Raw genomic sequence first — 21,750 nt, forward strand, 5'->3', positions numbered from 1 at the left:
GTTTAGAAATAAACCTGGGTTTCCGGCAGTAACGTTTTTAATTTTTCAATTTTAGATTTTTCTATAGGATTTCCTGTAAGAATCAAAGTTTTCAGGTTTTTAAGCTGGCTGATTTCTACAGGAATATCTTTCAGTTTATTGTTGGCCAGATTCATACTGACAATCTTCTTTAATCCTTTTATTCTGGATGAAATTTGTGTGATATTATTGTCACTTATGTTCAGAAATTCAAGTTCTTCAGCTTTAAACAAGTTCTCCGACAGTGTGACAATGGCATTCTGCTGCAATTCAAGATATTTAATTTTTTTGGGAAACGAGAGACTTCCTATGTCATTGATCTGGTTATTGGCCAGGTTTAAAAACTTTAGATTTTTAATCTGATACAACCGGTCAGCGATAAAACTAATCTGATTTCCCTGTAAATTTATTTCTTCTAAAGTGGAAATTTCCATCAATGCCTCAGGAAATGTATTAAGGTTATTGGCATCAAAATGAACAACTTTCAGATTTTGCAGCTTTGCAATATTGGGATTGATACTGGTTAGACTGTTCAGATTCATAGAAAATGTAGTCAACTTTTTAAGCTGGCTAATTTCATCCGGAATATACTTGATGCTGTTTTCATTTACATTCAAAAATTCCAGTTCTTTCAGTGTAAAAAGCTCCTTATCCATTCTTTCAAACTTATTCGCCATCATATTTAGAAAGAATAATGAATCCAGTTTTACAATCTGAGGAGGAAGATTAAACAATCCTTTTTCTCTGAAACTCATGCTGTAAACAGCTTTTTTACTATTCAGAGCATCTTCAATATTGGTAAAAGTAGGATATTTAACAGGATCAATCTGAGCGCTGACCTGAGAAAGTGATAAAATGGAAATGAGTAAAAAAAACTTTTTCATACGAAGACGTTTATAATTTTTTAAAGGCCATATTGAATTGCATCATCTTAATCTGTACTTGTCTTTGCAAATCATAGCGATTTCATCAACAGAAAATGCCTGCCAGTCACTTTCGTTACCAGCAGGCAGAATGATTAATAATTTTACTTCTTTAAAAGTTTTACCGTTTTCTGGAATCCTCCTTCTGCTTCAATATTCAGAATTAAAACACGAGATCCTTCCAATTGTGAGGTAAAGTCAAGGTCTAATGCCTTGTTCACTCCATTGAATTTCTTAGTATAAACAATTTTACCATCTATACTATAAGCGGTTACCGAAATATCTTTTAAGCCTTTTGGCGAATTGATCTTCACCATTCCTGAAGTAGGATTCGGAGCTACCGTTACTGTATTTTCAGCGGTTATATTTTCAATAGTTCCCAGTGTTCCTTGGGTTCCTAAGTTATCTTTAAGAGCAATGACAACCGTTGCGGATTTCCCTCTGTAATCAATAGTATTTCCTGTAGCATCAACATCTGTAGAAATGGTAGAATTCGGATGCTGAACAGAGAAGAAACCAAATTTATGATCCGGAGTAAACGTTAATCCTGTAGGTTCAGATCCTGCCGGCATAGAAGCAAATAGTTTTACTTTTGGATTGGCCTGTGTATGATCCGGAGCAATGACCCAGATATAGTTTTTACCCCCATCCTGAAGTACCCAAAGGTTTCCAAGTTCATCAAAAGTAAGGTTGTCATTTCCATCTCCCCACGATTCAGATTTTGTTCCCTGTGCGGTTTCAAAAGAGTATACAGAATTAGCACCTCCTACGAATGTTTCCACCTGAGAACCTGTAGTTCCGTCATCCTTTAAACGATATACCCTGTCTAATCCTTTTGCCGTAAAATAAATTTTACCATCCAATGGGCTTATATCTACATCTTCTACTCCATTAAATCTTGTTCCTCCTAATGATTGAGCAAGGTTTGCGGTGTTATTTTGGTCTGCTTTTGTTTTATTAGGCACTGGAATCCATGTTGCTGTAGTTCCCGCCGGATCTCCTGCTGCTGTTAATCCCTGATCTAATTTTAATACATAAAGATTCCCGGAAGAAAGGTTATTTGGAGTATCCATTACATATTTATACACCATGTGAGTTCCTCCATCTTCTCCATAATATGCAGTAGTTCCAGCACTATTAATCACCACATTTTCATGGTTCATGATTCCCATTTGCCAAAGTTTACCTTTAGAACCGTCAGCATTTTTAGAAATAACCTGTGCTGTTGCAGGATCAATTTCTACAAGCCATCCATAGTCTTTATATCCGTCTCCATTTGCATCATTAGAGGTTACAGATTCTTCTGCTGTTATGACAGTTCCCCAGGGAGTAATTCCTCCTGAACAGTTTCTGATCGTCTGCACCAAGCTAGGATCTGAGAAACTTACGGCTCTTGATCTTGTTAACTGCCAAAGTTTTGTACCAGCATTATAATTAACCTCAGCCATGGTAACACCACCAGGGTTTGTTTCGTGGTTTACTGAAAGATATCCATTTGTACTACTTCCTGATTTGGCTACGTAAGCTGTAAAGTCGTTCTGGCCTCCTACCAATCCGCCACCTTCAGTATAATTATCGCCTTCCTTCAGGATAAGCTGGTATTTATGTTCTGCAGGAATGATAAGTTTACCAGTCTGTGCAGTAGGTACAATAGAAGTAAAACAGCTGATATGTGATCCGTTGCACACTACAGGTGTAGGTGTGCTGGTAGATGTTGTTTTCAGATAAGCATCAATTCTAAGATCTGAACTGGTTACACTTCTATTATGCAATTCAACAGAAATTCTGTTAACTCCGTTTATGAATTTTGATTTTGGAATAGAAAAAATATTATATACATTCTCTGCAGCCCCATCAATGGTTGTACTGGACAAAGTATTGAATGTAATGACTCCGGCAGGCATATTATCTCTTACTACTTCCACCCCGTTAAGATACACTACAATACCGTCGTCTCTCATTACTCCAAGCTCCATATTATCGGAAAGTGTGGATAAGTTTACATTAAAATCTTTTGCAAAATATGCTGTAACCAATCCGGTAGCCCCTCCATGAATGGTAGTAGTAACAGGATCACCATATCCTAATGGTGCATTACCAACAGGCCATGAAGAGATGTCATAGTTTTGAGTTTTCCATGCATCCGGTTGTGCCTGATCCAGATCTTTGTAGCTCCAGGACGTTCCTTTATCAAAAATAATGGTCTGTGCCTGAATAGTTGACCCGGCAAGCAGAGCTAAAGCTCCAATTGTTAGTAGTTTTTTCTTCATTTTAATTTGATTTATTAGACCTTGCAAAACTATTTTTTAAAGATGATCTTCCTGTTAATAGGATTTTAAATATCGACAGGAGAATATTAACTAATTTAAAACCTAATGTTAAGGGGATTAAGTTTCTGTTAAATTGCGGAATGTCTTCTTTATGATGCATGAATTGTTATGGTGAATATTCTTATTCCATACACAAGAAAACCTAACAGGTTTTAGAAACCTGTTAGGTTTAAATTAGATATCCAAGAAAAAGCTATAGCTCAACTTCTGTATCCCGAAACTCTTCTACTTTGCTTTACTCACATCTGTAAGTGCATTCAGAAAGGCAATTATTTGGTTCATTTCCGTTTGGGTAAGATTTAGTTTATCCGGAGCCAGTGTCTGGTTTTTCATCTTGAGCCCCAATCCTTCCCCTCCGCCTTCATTATAGAAATCAAGAACTTCTTCTAAAGTATTGAATGCTCCATTATGAAAATAAGGTTTTGTAAGGGCAATATTTCTTACAGTAACGGTTTTGAAAGAGTAATCATAAATCCATGATTTTTCTTTTTTCACAGGACTGTTTCCTCTTCCCAAATCCTGATCCAGTTCTATAGGAAGTTTTTTAATAGGTTGAGTAGTCACACCCAGCACTTCAGATTCGTTTTCATTAAAAAATGGTGGGACCAACCCCGAAAAATGAGGTGCAAAATGGCAGGTTGCACAATTCGCTTTTCCCATAAACAGGTTGAATCCTTTTTTCACCTCTTCCGAAACATCTTTTTCATTTCTCATGAAACGGTCAAAATCACTATCAAAAGAATATAAGGATGCAACGTAGGAGCTTACAGCTTTTGAAAAATTTTCTTTATTAATTTTCCCATCTTTAAAAGCGGTACGGAATGCTTTTTTATATTCAGGTTTTGTTTTTAACTTTTGAATGATACTTTCGTAGCTTGTATTAAACTCATCTGCGTTATAAATCACATGTTCAGCCTGCTGTTCAAGATAAAAAGCACGCAGGTCATAAAAAAATCTTTTGGCAAAAACGGCATTGTATAAAGACGGTGAATTCCTCAATACTGTTTTACCCTCCACGTTACTTGCCGACTTAGCTTTAAGGTCTGTAAAAGCATTTTCCTGAAGATGGCATGTTGCACAGCTCATTTTCTCATTACCACTTAAATTCTGGTCATAGAAAATCGATTTTCCAAGATTACGGAGATCCTGATTATCTTCTGAAGATTTCAGTAATGTATAAAAATAAGGATCTAAAAAATCACTGCTAAAAAGGTTTTTATTATTGATATTCCAGCCTGAGAATTCTTTCAGATCATCAGGTCTGCCATCCCACCTTCCTAATTCTTCATACAAAGGCTGAATATATTTTTTATAAAACTCAATTCTATCAAAGGTTTCAAAATCTCTACTTTTTGAAAGATAACGGATAGCCTCTGTTAATATCTGATTTGCTTTTTGGGTATTATAATTTTTGAAATAAGCATCATCATTGATATATTTTTGCATTCCTGAAAGGGCATGACTGGCTTCTTCAGAAATATTCAATGAGCCCGGAGTGTCAAAACCTGTTACTCCCAGAGAATAGATCCTGATCAATTCTATACGCAATGGCAATGTTTTGTTGTTTCCTTTACTCATCCCGTTTTTCATAGCACTCAGATAAAAGCCTGAATAACTGTTGTATAAAAAATCGGTAATTGTTTTGATCTTTTCTTTCTCATCTCCTGCTTCTTCAGAAAATATCAATTCATCTAAAACCTGTAGTCCTTCCGGCGGAAGTGTATAAGCTGATGTGCCCGCAGCTTCAATATGAAACAAAGGAGCTGCATTGAGGTGAGACTTGGTGAATTCGGGATAATGATAGGCAATATAAAATTCTATTTCCTTAAATGAATTTCTTGTGTTCCTTAATGATTCCTGCAGCTCTTCAAGGGAAATACGATCTTCAGAGAAATTATGGACATCTGACTTCAGCTGTTCAAGCTTCCCTTTAAAATCAGATAATCCTTTATTAATAACTGTATTCTCACTTACTTTTCCTTTGTAAACAGGATTAAAAGACATTACTGCAAATCCTATCAAAAGGATGACAACAAGCAGTGGATAAGATCTCATGAATTTTTAGCGGCAAAACTATTAATCTGATATTATCTCAATTTTAATAGCAGATTAAATAATGTTTATATTTTTGATATAATATTTTTCACTAATTTTAAACCCCGAAAATCAGATTCATTATTCTTTAAGGAACGGTTTATTCTAAATACCGGTAAAATAATGGCGAGAGGTTATTGGGAGAGGATTTTTTTAATTAAATTCAACACATCAAAACTAAAATAGAAGTATGAAAACAAAACTATTGTTTGCTGTTGCAGCAAGTTTCCTTTCGCTTACTGCATTTTCACAAAAGAAAAAGCAAGCAGAAAAATCTGCAAAACAACAGGAAATGGCTATATACGCTGAGAAAAAAGGAAATGACTATTATCTGATCCGTCTGGAACAGGATAAAGCAGTACCCAATGTGTATGTATATTCTAACGGAATCACCAAACCTTATAAAAACTATGGAGAACTTAAAGACGTTGTTATGGAATTTCCAGGAATGATGTCTTCTAATAATTCAACCAAAGAAGAATTGGTTTCTGTTCTTAAAAAAGATAATCATTTTTATGAAATTACTTCACAGAGAAAGGATCCGAAAAACTTTGAAAAAACTGTTGTTACCGTATATGAGATAATGGACGGTCAAAAAAGGATTGTTGAAGAATATGATTCTATTTACCAACTTATGGCTTCCCCTTATAAAGAAGCAATTTTCATTAATTAAAAACAAAAAAATATAAATTATGCTAAACAAACTTGCTGCTTCAGAACTTATTCTGAATGAAGACGGAAGTGTATACCACTTGAATCTTTTACCTGAAGATATTGCTGATAAAATTATTCTTGTGGGTGACCCGGACAGAGTAGCAAAGGTTTCAAAATACTTTGACACCGTAGAAATCAAAAAAAATAAAAGAGAATTTTACACGCATACAGGAACGCTTCGTGGGGAAAGAATCACAGTAATGTCTACGGGTATCGGAACAGAAAACATCGATATCGTAATGAACGAACTGGATGCCTTAGTAAACATCGATCTTAAAAATAAGGAATTCAAAACAGAGCACAAAGCCCTTGAATTATTCCGTATGGGAACCTGTGGAAGTGTAAATCCTGATGTACAGGTTGATAATATGCTGGTTACCCAAAACGTAGTAGGATTAGATGGTTTAATGCACTTCTACCAAGACTACAGCTTTGAGAATGAGTTTTCAAAAAGCTTCATGGAGAGATTTCCTTATGAAAAAATCAAACCTATGTTGTACTTCTCAGACTGGGCAGAAGAAATGGGTGAATATTACAAAGATGCCAAATACCACGGAAATACGGCTACATTCCCGGGATTCTATGCTCCCCAGGGAAGACAGCTTCGTCTAAAGGCGGTAGATGACCAATTCCTTGAAACACTGAACGACCTTGGAGTTACAAACTTTGAAATGGAAACTTCCGCGATCTATGCATTTTCAAAACTATTAGGACACAAAGCTATTACCGTAAATAACGTAGTGGCTAACAGAAGACGTGGAGAGTTCTCTACAGACCACCACAATTCTGAGAAAAACCTTATTACCTGGGTTCTTGACAGAATTATTAAATAAATATTTATGGGACAGGACATCACTTGCTTGATCACCGATCAACCTCTTGAATTGGATAAAGACATTGTTCATTTTAAGATCAGAGATGTCCTGTTTGTTCCTTTCGACATTATGGGCTCTTCTATTTCCTGGTTGATTGAAGATGCTTACCAATATGAAACAGCGCAAGATCTATTTAGCTATTTCAAGCAATATCAACCTGATGATCTGATCTTATGGGATACAGATGAAAAACACACCGTTTTAGATATCATAAAACTCATTGAAGATCATGATATCAGGAATTTCATCATTGAACACACTGCAGATTTTGCCAGCATGCCAATGGATGATTATTTTCTGGCCGTATTGGATGGTAAAATCATAAAAGATTCCATTGTTTTTGATGAAAATGATTTTTCTAAAATGAACTACGCTAATATTGAAAAATACCGCGAAAAAATTGGACTTAATTTCAACTGGATAGGAATGGATAAATTTCATGCCTATAGTTTTGCGGAAAAGGAATATTTTAGATAAACAATGGAATAGTGTATGCTGATTCTATTAAATAAAATCCTCCGGAGATTATCCCGGAGGATTTTTTATAGGTCAATATTTAAAAAAACATTTGGCTAATCATATTTATCATACCTAATAATTAAAAAGAAAAGACCTCCAAAACCGGAGGTCTTTAACACCATATCAACTATAATAAAAATTTATTATCAAATTTAAAACTCATTAATCATCACATAAAAATGACTTGAGTAGAGACTGTTTGCACTTCCTGAAATATTGGTAAGATTAATTACAATACTTGAAGTGGAAGTCATTCTTGGATTAGAAATCGAAAACGTTGAATTCCCCGCAAAATCTCCGGCAGGTGAAACCACTACAACGGCTCTTGTTGAACCTGGCTGAAACCCTGATGGAACAGCAATTTCCAGTGTAGCAGATTTTCCCGGAGGCATATTATTAATGGAAACACCGGGCCATACTTCAAAACTGATCTGGTTTTTCTGTACACTCCCTTTTTCTCCAAGTTTATACTGTCCGTTCACATCTAATCTTGCAGAAGTATTCGGAGCCCCCGTGCCAATGCCTACATTTGCATTATTATTCCCCAACACTATAGCATTGGCCTGTGAGGTAGTTGCTCCATATCCTATCGCAGTTGAAAATTGTCCCAGAGCATTTGCTTCTGATCCTACTGCTGTAGAGTTTTCTTTATTGGTAACTGTGTTATATCCTAAAGCAGTTTCACTGTTTGTATTTGTTTTTGCATTATATCCCACTGCAATAGATTGAAAACCTCCTGCTGAGGCATTATTACCAATCGCTGTGGATTCATTTTTACTGGTTTGGGCATTGTACCCAATAGCTGTTGACTTAAAAGCTCCTGCTGTTGATTTATTTCCTATAGCCAAGGCATCATTCGCAGTAACTGCTGCTGCACTACCAATGGAAATCCCCTGAAATGCAGAGCTTGAACTTCCAATGGCAATTCCGTTCTGACCAGCGTTCGCTCCCAATCCGAAACTTACAGAGTTATCTACTCCTAATCTTCCCGCTGTGGCAGCATTGACTTTAAAGACCAGGTCATCCATAGTTTTTGTACCTAAAGATAAAGTAGTATTGGCTCCACTGTATGTTCCGGCATTCTCTCCTATTGTGTTCCATCCGGTGCCATCATTACCTTTATTAGTGCTGGCAGACGTTGAAAGTTTATTCCATTTGGAAGCAAACCAATAATAAAATCCAGCTTCTGTTAATCCAGCTTTACCGTTATTCCATACAATAAGGCCATCTGCGGGAGAAGGCACTGTAGCAACATCCGTATCTGAGGTCAAAGCAATACTTGGAAGAAGTACTCCTTTATCTTTAGCACTTACATGAAGCATAGCAGAGGTATCAGGACTTGGAGTACCAATACCAACCTGAGCATATATAAAAAGTGAAAAGAGTAAAAAGAGAAGACTAAATCTTAATTTATAATTTCCTTGCATCACCTATGTTTTTGGAGGTGCAAATATACAAACTTTTTAATAAAACAATACTTTTATTATAAATTTAATAATTTAAAACACTCTGATGTGACTAAAACAATTCATACTCACACAAAGATGAAAAATACTCCCTTACAATACCTTACATATCTATTTATCCATTCATGTTTTGGCAATCAAAAGGATACCTCAATGAAAACCAGATATTACACTTTCAATAAAAAACATCACAAAAAATTGAATAAAATACAATTTATCACCTTCTAAGGAAACAAGTTTCTATATGGTCATTGACCATACCTGTTGCCTGCATATGGGCATAAATAACTGTTGAGCCAACGAATTTAAATCCTCTTTTCTTCAGATCTTTGGAAATTATATCCGAAACTTCTGTGGTTGCGGGGATATCCGCTAAAGTTTTTGGGGTATTATCAATGGGAATTCCCCCAATAAATCCCCAGATATATTTTGAAAAGCTTCCAAATTCTTTCTGAACTTCTATAAATTTTTGAGCATTGGTTATTGTAGCTAATATTTTAAGTCTGTTTCTAATAATTCCTGAATTATTCATCAACTCTTCTATTTTCTTTTCAGAATAATCAGCGATTTTATGATAATCAAAATGATCAAATGCTTTTCTGAAATTTTCTCTTTTAGAAAGGATGGTATACCAGCTCAAACCTGCCTGAAAACTTTCGAGAATAAGGAATTCAAAAATAGTTTCATCATCGTAAACGGGCTTTCCCCACTCTTCATCATGGTATTTCCTGTAAAGATCATCTTTTTCACACCACCCGCAACGCATTTTTTCCATAATTATCAAATTTTGTAGGATAAAGGTAAGGTTGATTTATAAAAATATAACAAAAGATTATGAAAAGTTTAACAAAGCCATCTGATTTTAGGAATGGTTATTGTTTATTCAATACTACCAAACCAAATTTATACTATTATGAACAATTCAGATTATAACAAAGCGGAAAATGCAGTAAACAATGTAGAAAATTCTTTACAGAATGCATCGGACAAAGCCAAATGGAAAATCAATGAATTGGCAGACAGAGCCAAAGACTATATTAATGAAAAAAGAAATAATGACGAAGAAGCCAAACAGGAAGACTGGTTGGACAGGGTAAAAGCTAATGTATCCGATGCATGGGAAGATATTAAGGATAAAGCGGATGAAGCGTGGGAAAAAACAAAAGATGCAGCAGAGGATGTGAAGGCAGAATGGAATAAGAAAACGAATTAAAATTTCAGTCATATAAATATTTTCAAGAAAATGGGGTCTTATAATTGATAAGGCTCCATTTTTATTATGTCATAACCACAATTATTGCTACATTTGTATTTCAATAAACATTAAAAAATTATGTCATACGGTTTACTTAAAGGCAAAAAGGGAATTATATTTGGAGCCCTTAATGAACAATCTATCGCATGGAAAGTTGCTGAGAGATGTCATGAGGAAGGTGCAGAATTCATCTTATCTAATGCTCCTATCGCTTTGAGAATGGGAGAACTTAATGGTTTAGCTGAAAAAACAGGTTCTGAAGTGATTGCTGCAGATGCTACTTCTATAGAAGATCTTGAGAAACTTTTTGATGCTGCTGTTGCAAAATTTGGTAAAATCGACTTTATCCTTCATTCCATCGGAATGTCTATCAACGTAAGAAAAGGAAAACATTATACGGAAATGAATTACGATTGGTTGGAAAAAGGCTGGGATATTTCAGCAGTTTCTTTCCATAAAGTAATGCGTGTGGCTTGGGAGAAAGACTGTATGAATGAATGGGGAAGCATCCTGGCACTTACTTATATTGCAGCTCAGAGAACATTCCCGGACTACAACGATATGTCTGATAACAAAGCTTATCTGGAAAGTATCGCAAGAACTTTCGGAAATTACTGGGGAGAAAGAAAAGTACGTGTTAACACGGTTTCTCAGTCTCCAACAATGACCACTGCAGGTAGCGGTGTGAAAGGTTTCGGAGGATTCCTTGGTTACGCTGAAGACATGTCTCCACTAGGAAATGCTACAGCTCTTGAATGTGCAGACTATTGTGTAACTTTATTCTCTGATCTTACTAAAAAAGTAACGATGCAGAATCTTTTCCATGATGGAGGATTCAGCAGTTCAGGGGTTACTCAGAAAGTGATTGGTAAATATGATGCTGAATAATAGCATTTACTATATGATAAAATAAAGATCGGCGGCCTCTACGAGGCCGCCGATCCTGCTTAAAATAATGTTAATATGATGTTATAAAATTACGGTTTGTATAGAGTGTGCCGGGGCATTTAGCTTAGCTGCCATCCCTTCAATCCAAAGATTTGTTTCGATATCATTATCGGAATCATTCATAATCACAGTAACAAGCTGACCGTTTTCATTCATAAAAGCAGAAGATGTCAATGCCGCTCTGTTGGAAGATGAGCCTATCCTTTGAGCATTAGGTTTGATGTATTTTGAAACGTGTCCGATGTAGTAATACTCATAAGTATAAAATACCTCTCCTGTTTTCGTATCGGCAATGATAGGAGCAAAACAAAAGTTTCCTTTATGGTTGGGGCCTCCGGTTTCATCCAGAAGAATATTCCAGTCTGTCCATAAAGCATTTCCTTTATTAAAATCGTTCAGCATATTTTTGCTGTACAGTTCACCAAGACTTACATCGTAAATCCTGTCCATAGCAAACTGTTCTTTACAACCTTCCGTGAAAGCAAGGAACTTATCCGGAAAAGCTCTGTGGGTTTCTGCGAGGTTATCAAATAGCTGAGTTTTATTATTCCAGGTTTCATACCAGTGATAGCCGATTCCATGAGCATACTTTGAAGTTTCAGGATCACCAAGTGTGGTAGTTGCTCTTTGATAGATCAGGTCTCTGTTGTGATCCCAGATCATTACTTTTTTATCTTTATACCCGTTTTTCCAAAGGGTTGGACCGAGGTGGTTTTTCAAAAACTCCCCTTCTTCTTCAGCAGTATAAATACATGATTCCCAGGATTGGGTCGCCATAGGTTCATTCTGAACGGTTAACCCCCAAACATTAATTCCTCTTTTTTCGTATTCTTTAATGAATTTAATATAATAATCTGCCCAGGTCTGATAATATTGGTTTTCCAATCTCCCTCCTTTGTATAAACTTTTATTGGACTTCATCCAGGCCGGTGGGCTCCATGGGGAGAAATAAAATGTAAAATTGTTTCCGATTGCCTTCTGAGCTTCCTTAATCATTGGAATTTTATACTTTTCGTCATGAGCAAGGTTGAATGTTTTCAAAGAAGTATCATGATCTTCTACATAGGTATAGGAATCACTGGAGAAGTCACAAGAGTTCATATTGGTACGCACCACAGTGTATCCCAATCCATTTTTCCCAAAATAAGCCTCCAGAATTTCTTTTTGTTTGTTTTTTGGCATTTTATAAAATGTCTCTGCGGATGCATCCGTAATAGCCCCTCCAATTCCGATCAGCTTTTGATATTTAAAACCAGGAGCTACAAAAATACAGGCTTCCGTTTCTTTGGGCTGTCCGAACTGCTCAAATTTTACGGGACCTTTATCTACCATTCTTTCATTCACTTTAGAGTTGGTAACAATGACCTTAGCTGTTTTTCCTTCATGCTTTTTCCAATAATTCTGGGCATTGACATTGATGGCAATCCCGATTACAAAACAACTTACAATTAGTTTTCTCATGATTTTTTTGTTTGTGGACCGTATGTCCTCTTTTTCATTATTTATTTTGATAGACTCTTACATAGTCTATATAATACTTTTGTGGAAAGATATTCTCATCTATTCCCTCTTTTCCGCCCCAGAAACCGCCTACTGCCAGATTTAAAATGATAAAATAAGGCTGGTCAAAAGGCCATGCTTCATAGGTTTTTTCTTTATTTTCATATGTGAAAAATTTCCGATCATCAATATAAACCTCTATCTTTTCCGGTGTCCAATCTGCTTTATACACATGGAATTTTTCGCTTACATCTTTTACCATCAAAGTATCTGTCTTCTGAGTTCCCAGAATATGATTGTATTTTTTAGTATGTACCGAAGCATGGATGTATCCTGGATTAAATCCTACATGTTCCATAATGTCAAGTTCACCATCATCCGGCCATTTTTTCATATTTTCACTCATCATCCAGATCGCCGGCCATGTTCCCCGGCCCTTCGGAAGCTTTGCACGCACTTCTATCGTTCCATATTGAAAAGAAAATTTTCCTTTGGTTAAAAGTCTGGCAGAAGTGTATGCATTATTTTCCCAATTTTCTTTTTTAGCTTCAATAACAAGGTTTCCATTTTCCATACGGGCATTTTCCAGTCTGTTTTTGGTATAAAACTGAGCTTCATCATTTCCATAGCCATTACCACCCACATCGTAGTTCCATTTTAGTGAATCCGGATGGCCTTTTCCGTTAAATTCATCACTCCAGATCAGTTTTCTCCCGGAATCTGCTTTATTGGAAGCACAATTCGACACAAATAAGGCTAATATTCCTGCTGCACAAAATTGAATGGTATTTCGAAATTTAATATTCATATTGTTAGTTTTTGCTAAAGCCTCTTTATTTCTTTAGTTTATTGTGACCAGGCCAAAGCCCGATCTTACTAAATATTTATTTCACCCAATTAATTCTTTTAGTTTGTACATTCTGAGAGTTGGTTCCCACCATAATATCAAACTCACCTGCTTCCCAGTCAAAATTCAGTTCGTCATCAAAAAATTTCAGATCTTCAGGAGTTAATGTAAATTCTACTTTTTTAGCTTCTCCTTTCTTAATGAATATTTTTTTAAATCCTTTTAATTCTTTTACAGGTCTTACTACTTTTCCAAAAAGATCTCTTATGTAAAGCTGCACCACTTCCTCACCATCATATTTCCCGGTATTGGAAACTGTAACATTTATGGTCAATCTCTGATTTCCTTTCAGGTTTTCAGAACTCAAAACCATATCGGAATAGACAAAATTTGTATAGCTTAACCCAAATCCAAATGGAAATTTCGGATCGTTGTCAAGATCGATATATGCTGAAACATAATTTCTGTCCGTATTATTTTTTGCAGGTCTTCCCGTATTATAGTGATTATAATACACTGGAATCTGCCCTTCAGTTCTCGGGAAAGTCATAGGAAGCTTTCCACCAGGATTTACGGTTCCAAAAAGAATATCGGCAATAGAATTTCCCGCTTCTGTTCCCAGCCACCAGGTATAAACAATAGCCGGAATATGGTCTGCCGCCCAGTTGAAAATCAAAGATCTTCCTGCATTAATCATGAGCACAATTGGTTTTCCTGTTTTGGCAATTTCTTTCAACAAATCTTCCTGTACTCCGGAAAAGCCAATAGTACTTCGGCTTTTTGCTTCACCACTCATCGCATGTCCCTCTCCTAAAGTCATAATCACCACATCTGCTTTTCTGGCGGTCTCTATTGCTTCTGCAAACATCGTTTTGTCCTGATCATCTACATTGCAGCCTTTTGCATATAATAAGGTAGAGTTTTTATCGAGCTGATTTCTAATTCCATCAAACTGTGAAACAATTCGTTGGGTATCATCTTTAAAAGCAATAGACCAAAACCCATGATTGGCTACGGTTTCCTTTCCAAACGGACCAATCAAAGCCACTGTTTTTACTGTTTTTGAAAGCGGAAGGATATTGTCCTTATTTTTAAGGAGAACGATACTTTTAGACCCGAATTCCCTTCCGAATTTTCTGTTTTCCTGGTTATTAGTTTGTTCTTTTTGTCTTTTTTCATTGCTGAATCGGTAAGGATCGTCGAAAAGCCCCATCTCGAATTTTTTGGTTAAAATTCTTCCTGTGGCATCATCTACTAGTTTAGGATCAACTTTTCCTTCTTTAACAAGTTTCGGTAGTTCTGCCATATATACCCTGCTTTCCATATCCATATCACTGCCTCCCTGAATTGCTTTTTCAGCGGCTTCAGCACCATCTTTTGCATATCCGTGAGGAATCATCTCCCCAATACTGCCCCAGTCCGAAACCACAAAACCTTTATAATTCCATTTTCCTTTTAATAAATTTCTTTGGATATATTGATTGGCAGTAGCTGGAATTCCATTGATGTCATTGAAAGAGTTCATAAACGTAGCCACTCCTGCTTCGGCAGCAGCTTTGAAGGGCGGAAGATAAGTTTCATTCAATTGCCTAAGGCTCATGTCAACAGAATTATAATCTCTGCCGCCTACCGCTGCACCATAGGCTGCAAAATGTTTTGCACAAGCCATAACCGCATCAAGATTTCCTAATCCTTTCCCCTGAAATCCTTTAATTCTTGCCAATCCGATTTGAGTTCCCAGATAAGTATCTTCTCCTGAACCCTCCATCACTCTTCCCCACCTAGGATCTCTGGCAATATCTACCATCGGGGCAAAAGTCCAGTGAATACCATAAGCAGAGGCTTCTGTAGCAGCAATTCTTTCTGATTTTTCTATCATTCCCAGATCCCAACTTGCAGCCTGTCCAATATTAACAGGAAAAGTAGTTCTGTATCCATGAATAACATCTTGTCCGAACAATAAAGGAATTTTCAATCGGGATTGCATGGCCAACTTCTGAAATGCTCTGGTTTCTTCTGCTCCGGCAACATTCAGCATAGAGCCCACTTTTCCCTTTTTTATTTCTTCTAACACTGCAGCTGAATTAGAATGTTGAGGCCCTGTGGCATATTCAAATCCACTATATTGCACCATCTGCCCTACTTTTTCTTCCAGTGTCATTTTAGACAAAAGCTCTGCGACTTTCTGATCTGTTGTTTTCTGTCCGTAGACATTCATTCCAAGTGCTGAGAATGCCAGTAAGAAATAAACTCTTTTCATACTTATTCGGTTAAAAAATATAAGTTGCGGCAGATTGCCCAGGAATGTTTACTGTAGCGATCTTTCCGGCAAATTTAATATTAAAATTTTCAATTTCTTTACTATCGTTCTGAACAATCAGCACCGTTTTTCCGGTTGGAGTTTTGAATGCTGCAGTTGATAAATATTTTGTCTGGGTTGAAGCAATACGTTGAGATCCTGCAGGTACAAACTTAGAGGCATGTGCTACAATATAATAGGCAACATTCCTGGTAAAATTCTCATTGTTTGCAATGGTTATTGCCCCTTTACATTCCGTACATCCACCGTCTGTATGGGGACCATATTTTGAATCATTAGCCAGGTTCCATTCCAGAGCTATTCTGCTCCAGTTTCTCATGGATCCGATAATTACATTCTTCATGTGCCAGTTCAGGTCTTCATTGAAAGTTCCTTTTGAACCTGTCCACTGCTCAGTAAAATAGAGATTCTTATCCGGGAAGGCATTATGTACTGTACTTAATGCTGAAATATCACCTTCATATAAATGAAAAGCGGAACCGTCAATATATTGATAGGCTTCAGGATCTTTTAAAATATCAAGAGCATACTCAGGTTTGTTACAATTATGATCGTATACAACAATCTTCGTTTTGACATTGTTTTCTTTAAAAACAGGTCCTAAATACCCCTTAATAAAATCTCTCTGTTTTTCTGATGGCATATACAAACTCGGATTATTTCCCGGATGTAAAGGTTCATTCTGAGGAGTGATGGCATCAATAGTAATTCCTTCATTATGCATTCCCTGAATATACTTTACAAAGTAGCGGGCATACGTTTCATAAAATTCAGGTTTTAAACTCCCTCCTTTTGTCTTTCCGTTATCTTTCATCCAAACCGGGGCTGACCACGGAGCTGCAATAATTTTAATCTTAGGATTGATAGCTAAAATTTCCTTCAACATAGCAATCAGAGCTTTATCTTTTGCTAAACTAAACTTGGAAAGAGAAACATCAGTCTGCCCTTCCGGAAGATCATCATAGGAAAAAACTTCCCCATCAAGATCTGAAGCTCCAATGCTTACTCTCAGATAGCTAATGGAAATAGAATTTTTATCGTTTCCAAAAAGTTCATTCAACAGATCCTTTCTTTTCGCTGGAGATAAACGGTTAATCACCTCAACACTCCCTCCTGTCAATGTATATCCGAAACCATCAACATATTGAAACTTTTGGGTATCATCAATTTCAATATTCTGAAGGCTATTAGATGTATTTACAAATCTGATGGGGGTCTGAAACTGTAACCTTACACTTTCATCTCCTTTAGTAAGCCAGTAATTCACTTCATTTCCTTTATTCTGAGTAACTGAGGTACACGATAAAGGAAAAAGTACCACACCGCAAAGCAGTGCAGTACCTTTAAAGAAACTATATAAGTTGTGAAACTCCATATTTAATATCCCGGATTTTGGTGCAACGCTGTATTCGGCAATTCATTAAACGGAATGGGTAAAATTTCATTTTTACCAGCTTTAAATCCTTTGAACGCAAGCTTTATAGGAGCATCACCCCATCTTACAAGATCAAACCATCGGTGTCCTTCACCGGCAAGTTCTCTCCTTCTTTCATCTTTTATTGCCTGCATAGAAACCGGAACCGAGCTTAATCCTACCCTTGCTCTTACCGCATCCAATAAAGCCTGAGCTCTCGCTCCTGATCCTCCCAAAGCCTCTGCCTCCATAAGATAGGTGTCAGCTAATCTTATGGCTACATAATTTTGTCTGAAGTTGAGTTCCGCTGCTCCGGGAAGTGAACTTTTCAAATCATTGGTAGGTAAATATTTATTTAAAAAATATCCGGTATCTGAAAATGCAGGGCTATAAGTAACCTTATCCTCTGCTAACAACGGTTTCATATTAAAAATAGTTGCATTCATTCGCGGGTCATCCTGCATAAAATTAAACAGGTCTTCAGTCACTGTATTAAATGCCCACCCCGGATATAAATCAGGAGCATCATTATCTTTAATCTTTTTGTTAATGGAATAAGAACGGGGTCCCAGCATTGCATTGATAGAGTTTCCTTCATCTTTTCCCTGTCCCCAGAAACCCCAGTCAGAATTCCCTTTGTTGGTATGCATAACTTCCAGAATAGATTCCGTTGAAAACTTATAAGGATCTACCGTTTCTGGCCCTACTTTAAATAAATCTCCATAATTTGCTACCAATTTGTATCCATATTGGCTGGTACCTCCCGGTGTACCGTTCACCTGTTCAAATTGTGCTGCGGCTTCCGGCATTTTCTTATCATAAAGATAGATCTTTCCTAATATTGCTCTGGCTGTTCCCTGTGTAACTCTTCCTCTATCATTACCCGTAGCTATTAACATAAGATCAGGAAGTGCAGCAATGATATCGTTTTCTATCTGCGTATAGACTTCGCCTGGTTTTGCCTGTGGAATGTTCCAATAATCATCATCAAATTTTACACTCTTAAGAACCAAAGGAATATTTCCAAACATCCTTACCAATTCAAAGTAATATAAAGACCTTAAAACCTTTGCTTCGGCACTGTATCGTTTTTTGAGACCTTCATCCATATTCGCTCCGGACACTCTCTCCATTAAAAGATTGGCACGTGCTATACCCTGATAATAATCTCTCCAATAGCTTGCAGGCATTGTATTAGGGTTTAGTGAATAATTATTGATTCCCTGAATACCTGCCCCGTCATTAGAATTTCCACCTCCGGAATAAAAATCATCAGATCCGGCATTAAAAAAGGTAACTGTATTCTCAAATCCCCCGGAATATTTTCTTAAAATATCATATACAGAAACCAGTGCACTAAATGACTGTCTCTCATTCTGAAAATAAGTCTCTGTTTTAAAAGCTCCTGAATTCTGTACCTCATCCAGATAAGAACCACTACAAGCAATATTGCTAAAGCTCAGACCTGCCAAAAAAGTTACAGCAAGCCCTTTATATATAAAACTTTTATTTTTCATGTTATTATGTATTAAAATTGAATGTTTGCCCCCAGTAAGAATGTTCTTGCCTGTGGATAGTAAGCTCTGTCAACTCCGATAATATCTTGTTCAGAATTATTTCTTCCTGCAATTTCCGGATCATATCCAGTATATTTTGTAAAAGTGAAAAGGTTTTCTCCGGTGATATATAATCTCACTTTACTCATTCCAAATCGGCTGGTAACGTCTTGAGGAAGTGTATACCCCAACTGAATAATTTTTATACGTACATAATCTCCTTTCTGAAGGTAATAGTTAGACATCCATGAATAATTATGGTTAGGATCATCCCTGGTCACTCTCGGACTTGTATTGGTAGAACCCTCTCCTGTCCATCGGTCTAAAATCTTTGTCTGATAATTCGCGTCAAGAATATCCAGTCTTCTTAATCCCTGGAAAATTTTGTTGCCAGCTTGCCCTTGAGCAAATATCATGAAATCAAAGTTTTTATAATTCATATTAACGGTAAGCCCAAAGGTATATTTTGGGATAGAACTTCCTAAATTCATTTTGTCTTCTTCATCAATTTTACCATCACCGTTATTATCCTGCCAGATAAAATCTCCTGGTTTAGCATTAGGCAACAGCTTACCACCACTAGCATTTACATAGGCATCAATTTGCGCCTGATTTTGAAACACACCACTGTAGGTCTGTCCGTAAAAAGATCCGTAAGGCTGCCCTACCGCGACTCTTGATACAGCTCCCATCGTCTGGAAAGAGGCAAGATTGAAATAATCAATATCATTCTCTAATCGCAAAACTTTGTTTTTGATTGTTGCAAAATTTCCGTTTACAGATATACTGAAGTCTTCCCAATTCTTTTTATATCCCAATTCGAGTTCCAATCCCGAGTTTTCCATATCCCCTACGTTTGACCAAGGTAAATTAGGAACCCCTACATAACCGGGAATGTTAATCTGTCTTAAAATATCAGTCGTTTTCTTCTTATACCAATCTGCGGTAAGAGTGAAATTATTGAATAGCTTAAAGTCTGCAGCAATATTCAGCTGGCTGGTTTGTTCCCATTTCAGATTTGGGTTTTCCAATGTGCTTGGAGCATATCCTATAATGATATTATTTCCTGAATTGGTATAGTTACTTCCTGAAACCATAAAACTTGCGAATCTGAAGTTCTCCATTTCATCATTTCCTAAAACACCATATCCTCCTCTTAGTTTCAAGCTATTAATCACCTTATTTTCTGGCCAGAAATCTTCTTTATGCGCATTCCATCCTAAAGACATAGACGGGAAAGTTCCCCAATGCTGGTTGGTGGCAAATTTTGAAGACCCATCTCTACGAATGGTTCCTGTAAATAAATATTTATCAGCATAATCATAAATAATTCTACCAAAATAAGAAGCTTTACGGGTTTGAATCCCATCCCATCCTTTGGCTGTAATATCATCCTGAGGAATATCAAAATTAAAAGAAGCATCCTGCCAGCTATCAATAGGTAAATTACTGTAAGTTAAGCTGGCCCCACCTGATACATTATATCGATATACTCCTTGTCCTATCAAAATGCTTAAGTTGTGATCCCCAAATTTATTCTGATAGGTCAATGTATTTTCCATGCTCCATTCAAACTTATTTTCATCCACTTTGTTCAGACTGTTGAAACCTGTATTTCTGTAGTTGGGGCTTAAATAATATTTAGGAGTAAAGGTGCGGCTTCCCCAATACGATTTTTTACCATTTAAACTTGACTTGAAGGTAAAATGGTCAAGAAACTTAAGCTCAGCAAAAACATTTCCTACAAAATCATCAGACCAGTTGTAATTTCCCTGCTGAATGGAACGAAAAGCTCTTGGGTTCGTCATTTCATTGTTTACATACCGCGAAATCCCGTACGGATTACCATTGGGATCACGAATGATATAAGGATCTGTGTAACCACTTGGATCTACCTTCGACCAATCTGTAACCACTTCCGGTGTAATTGGATCCAGGTTCACTGCAGAAGCTAAAGGCCCTCCATATTCTTCATTAGCACTTACTCCCTGAGATTTGGTATGAGTATAAGCAAACGTTTGTCCTAACGTTAAATAATCTGTAACCTTGTGAGTGGAATTGAATCTGGCATTGATTCTTTTATAGTAGGATATATCAGTCATTACAATACCCGTCTGATCAAAATATCCAAACGATGTATAATAGCTTGATTTATCATTGCCTCCGGTAATACTTACTTCATGAGAGGATTTTTCTCCTGTTCCAAAAATAGTATCCTGCCAGTTTGTACCTTTTCCAAATGATTCAGGATTGGTGAAACGTGGGGCCTGTCCATCATTTACAAAACCTTCATTAATAATTTTTGCATACTGAGTGGCATCCAGAAGGTCCAATTTTTTAGACGCATTTGAGAACCCATAAAATCCATTATAAGAAAGTACCAGTTTCCCTTTTTTCCCTTTTTTTGTGGTAACCAGAATTACCCCTTTTGCAGCAGAAACTCCATAGATTGCGGATGATGCCCCGTCTTTCAACACTTCAATACTTTCTATGTCAGATTGGTTAAGCCACCCGATATTATCCACTACAATACCATCTACTACCCATAACGGACTATTACTTCCGGCTCCAAAACTGGTAATACCACGGACTCGAACCGTTGCAGCAGCACCGGGCTGCCCGGAATTGGTAACGACAGAAACCCCTGCAGCCCTTCCCTGTAATACCTGTTCCGGCTTACCGGTTGGAATGTTTTCTATGTCACTCGCTTTAATACTTGCGATAGCTCCGGTTACATTAGACTTCTTCTGAGTTCCGTAACCAATGACTACAATCTCATCTATTTTATTCTCTTTAGAAAGCGTGTCCTTTTTTGTCTGGCCACTGAAGTTAGCCGTAAAATAGAGGACGGCGATCACTCCTAAATTTCTCGATATTCTTACATTCATATACAGCTATTTGTTTTAATTCTCAAATTGAGACAATAAAAATATATTTTTTTTCAATTAATTAACATTATATTAATAAATAT

Annotated in this window: 16 protein-coding genes; 5 read left to right on the forward strand and 11 right to left on the reverse strand. The window is 36.7% G+C overall.

What is annotated here, in order from left to right; genetic code table 11:
* Positions 1-2: 2 nt before the first annotated feature.
* The 3 genes from EG344_RS01010 to EG344_RS01020 all read right to left on the reverse strand — a co-directional run bounded on the left by EG344_RS01010 (position 3) and on the right by EG344_RS01020 (position 5,326).
* Positions 3-902, reverse strand: a complete 900-nt coding sequence (locus tag EG344_RS01010) for a leucine-rich repeat domain-containing protein (RefSeq protein WP_123907876.1) — start codon at positions 900-902, stop codon at positions 3-5.
* A gap of 143 nt (positions 903-1,045) precedes the next feature.
* Positions 1,046-3,211, reverse strand: a complete 2,166-nt coding sequence (locus tag EG344_RS01015; protein WP_123907877.1) for an alkaline phosphatase PhoX — start codon at positions 3,209-3,211, stop codon at positions 1,046-1,048.
* A gap of 285 nt (positions 3,212-3,496) precedes the next feature.
* On the reverse strand, positions 3,497-5,326 hold the full coding sequence (locus EG344_RS01020) for a cytochrome-c peroxidase (RefSeq protein ID WP_123907878.1): 1,830 nt from the start codon (positions 5,324-5,326) through the stop codon (positions 3,497-3,499).
* 229 nt (positions 5,327-5,555) lie between these two features.
* Here EG344_RS01020 and EG344_RS01025 point away from each other — a divergent pair, with 229 nt between their 5' ends.
* Genes EG344_RS01025 through EG344_RS01035 form a run of 3 tightly spaced genes read left to right on the forward strand, consistent with a single transcriptional unit; the run spans position 5,556 to position 7,431 of the window.
* Complete coding sequence (locus EG344_RS01025; RefSeq protein ID WP_123907879.1) at positions 5,556-6,038, forward strand: hypothetical protein; 483 nt, start codon at positions 5,556-5,558, stop codon at positions 6,036-6,038.
* 19 nt (positions 6,039-6,057) lie between these two features.
* A complete protein-coding gene (locus EG344_RS01030) occupies positions 6,058-6,912 on the forward strand; it encodes a nucleoside phosphorylase (RefSeq protein ID WP_123855614.1) in 855 nt (284 codons plus the stop codon).
* 6 nt (positions 6,913-6,918) lie between these two features.
* Positions 6,919-7,431, forward strand: coding sequence for a hypothetical protein (locus EG344_RS01035; protein WP_123907880.1), 513 nt, complete (start codon positions 6,919-6,921; stop codon positions 7,429-7,431).
* 194 nt (positions 7,432-7,625) lie between these two features.
* On the opposite strand, the gene EG344_RS01040 is transcribed toward EG344_RS01035, so the two are convergent.
* Both EG344_RS01040 and EG344_RS01045 read right to left on the reverse strand, forming a co-directional pair.
* Positions 7,626-8,900: a hypothetical protein gene (locus EG344_RS01040; protein WP_123907881.1), complete on the reverse strand. Its 1,275-nt coding sequence runs from the start codon at positions 8,898-8,900 to the stop codon at positions 7,626-7,628.
* A 256-nt stretch (positions 8,901-9,156) separates the two neighbouring features.
* On the reverse strand, positions 9,157-9,714 hold the full coding sequence (locus tag EG344_RS01045; RefSeq protein WP_123907882.1) for a DNA-3-methyladenine glycosylase I: 558 nt from the start codon (positions 9,712-9,714) through the stop codon (positions 9,157-9,159).
* Between the two features lie 138 nt (positions 9,715-9,852).
* Here EG344_RS01045 and EG344_RS01050 point away from each other — a divergent pair, with 138 nt between their 5' ends.
* Positions 9,853-10,152 carry a hypothetical protein gene (locus EG344_RS01050; RefSeq protein ID WP_123855610.1) on the forward strand — a complete coding sequence of 100 codons (300 nt, stop codon included), beginning with the start codon at positions 9,853-9,855 and terminating at the stop codon, positions 10,150-10,152.
* Positions 10,153-10,272: 120 nt separating this feature from the next.
* Entirely contained in the window at positions 10,273-11,082 is an 810-nt protein-coding gene (locus EG344_RS01055; protein ID WP_045496151.1) for an enoyl-ACP reductase, read from the forward strand.
* 81 nt (positions 11,083-11,163) lie between these two features.
* Here the strand turns inward: EG344_RS01055 and EG344_RS01060 are convergent, their stop codons facing one another.
* The 6 genes from EG344_RS01060 to EG344_RS01085 all read right to left on the reverse strand — a co-directional run bounded on the left by EG344_RS01060 (position 11,164) and on the right by EG344_RS01085 (position 21,667).
* Entirely contained in the window at positions 11,164-12,603 is a 1,440-nt protein-coding gene (locus tag EG344_RS01060) for a glycoside hydrolase family 30 protein (protein WP_123907883.1), read from the reverse strand.
* Positions 12,604-12,640: 37 nt separating this feature from the next.
* Positions 12,641-13,450, reverse strand: a complete 810-nt coding sequence (locus tag EG344_RS01065; protein WP_123907884.1) for a family 16 glycosylhydrolase — start codon at positions 13,448-13,450, stop codon at positions 12,641-12,643.
* 76 nt (positions 13,451-13,526) lie between these two features.
* A complete protein-coding gene (gene bglX, locus EG344_RS01070; RefSeq protein ID WP_123907885.1) occupies positions 13,527-15,749 on the reverse strand; it encodes a beta-glucosidase BglX in 2,223 nt (740 codons plus the stop codon).
* Positions 15,750-15,759: 10 nt separating this feature from the next.
* Positions 15,760-17,184, reverse strand: a complete 1,425-nt coding sequence (locus tag EG344_RS01075) for a glycoside hydrolase family 30 protein (RefSeq protein ID WP_123907886.1) — start codon at positions 17,182-17,184, stop codon at positions 15,760-15,762.
* Positions 17,185-17,186: 2 nt separating this feature from the next.
* Positions 17,187-18,740: a RagB/SusD family nutrient uptake outer membrane protein gene (locus EG344_RS01080; protein WP_123907887.1), complete on the reverse strand. Its 1,554-nt coding sequence runs from the start codon at positions 18,738-18,740 to the stop codon at positions 17,187-17,189.
* A gap of 11 nt (positions 18,741-18,751) precedes the next feature.
* A complete protein-coding gene (locus EG344_RS01085) occupies positions 18,752-21,667 on the reverse strand; it encodes a SusC/RagA family TonB-linked outer membrane protein (RefSeq protein WP_123907888.1) in 2,916 nt (971 codons plus the stop codon).
* Positions 21,668-21,750: the final 83 nt, after the last annotated feature.

Source organism: Chryseobacterium sp. G0162, from assembly GCF_003815715.1.
Classification (GTDB): Bacteria; Bacteroidota; Bacteroidia; order Flavobacteriales; family Weeksellaceae; genus Chryseobacterium.

Coding starts and splice junctions, on each gene's coding strand:
- EG344_RS01010 (WP_123907876.1), bottom strand. CDS start 902: ATGAAAAAGTTTTTTTTACTCATTTCCATTTTATCACTTTCTCAGGTC.
- EG344_RS01060 (WP_123907883.1), bottom strand. CDS start 12,603: ATGAGAAAACTAATTGTAAGTTGTTTTGTAATCGGGATTGCCATCAAT.
- EG344_RS01075 (WP_123907886.1), bottom strand. CDS start 17,184: ATGGAGTTTCACAACTTATATAGTTTCTTTAAAGGTACTGCACTGCTT.
- EG344_RS01020 (WP_123907878.1), bottom strand. CDS start 5,326: ATGAGATCTTATCCACTGCTTGTTGTCATCCTTTTGATAGGATTTGCA.
- EG344_RS01015 (WP_123907877.1), bottom strand. CDS start 3,211: ATGAAGAAAAAACTACTAACAATTGGAGCTTTAGCTCTGCTTGCCGGG.
- EG344_RS01040 (WP_123907881.1), bottom strand. CDS start 8,900: ATGCAAGGAAATTATAAATTAAGATTTAGTCTTCTCTTTTTACTCTTT.
- EG344_RS01035 (WP_123907880.1), top strand. CDS start 6,919: ATGGGACAGGACATCACTTGCTTGATCACCGATCAACCTCTTGAATTG.
- EG344_RS01045 (WP_123907882.1), bottom strand. CDS start 9,714: ATGGAAAAAATGCGTTGCGGGTGGTGTGAAAAAGATGATCTTTACAGG.
- EG344_RS01050 (WP_123855610.1), top strand. CDS start 9,853: ATGAACAATTCAGATTATAACAAAGCGGAAAATGCAGTAAACAATGTA.
- EG344_RS01065 (WP_123907884.1), bottom strand. CDS start 13,450: ATGAATATTAAATTTCGAAATACCATTCAATTTTGTGCAGCAGGAATA.
- EG344_RS01085 (WP_123907888.1), bottom strand. CDS start 21,667: ATGAATGTAAGAATATCGAGAAATTTAGGAGTGATCGCCGTCCTCTAT.
- EG344_RS01030 (WP_123855614.1), top strand. CDS start 6,058: ATGCTAAACAAACTTGCTGCTTCAGAACTTATTCTGAATGAAGACGGA.
- EG344_RS01025 (WP_123907879.1), top strand. CDS start 5,556: ATGAAAACAAAACTATTGTTTGCTGTTGCAGCAAGTTTCCTTTCGCTT.
- EG344_RS01055 (WP_045496151.1), top strand. CDS start 10,273: ATGTCATACGGTTTACTTAAAGGCAAAAAGGGAATTATATTTGGAGCC.
- bglX (WP_123907885.1), bottom strand. CDS start 15,749: ATGAAAAGAGTTTATTTCTTACTGGCATTCTCAGCACTTGGAATGAAT.
- EG344_RS01080 (WP_123907887.1), bottom strand. CDS start 18,740: ATGAAAAATAAAAGTTTTATATATAAAGGGCTTGCTGTAACTTTTTTG.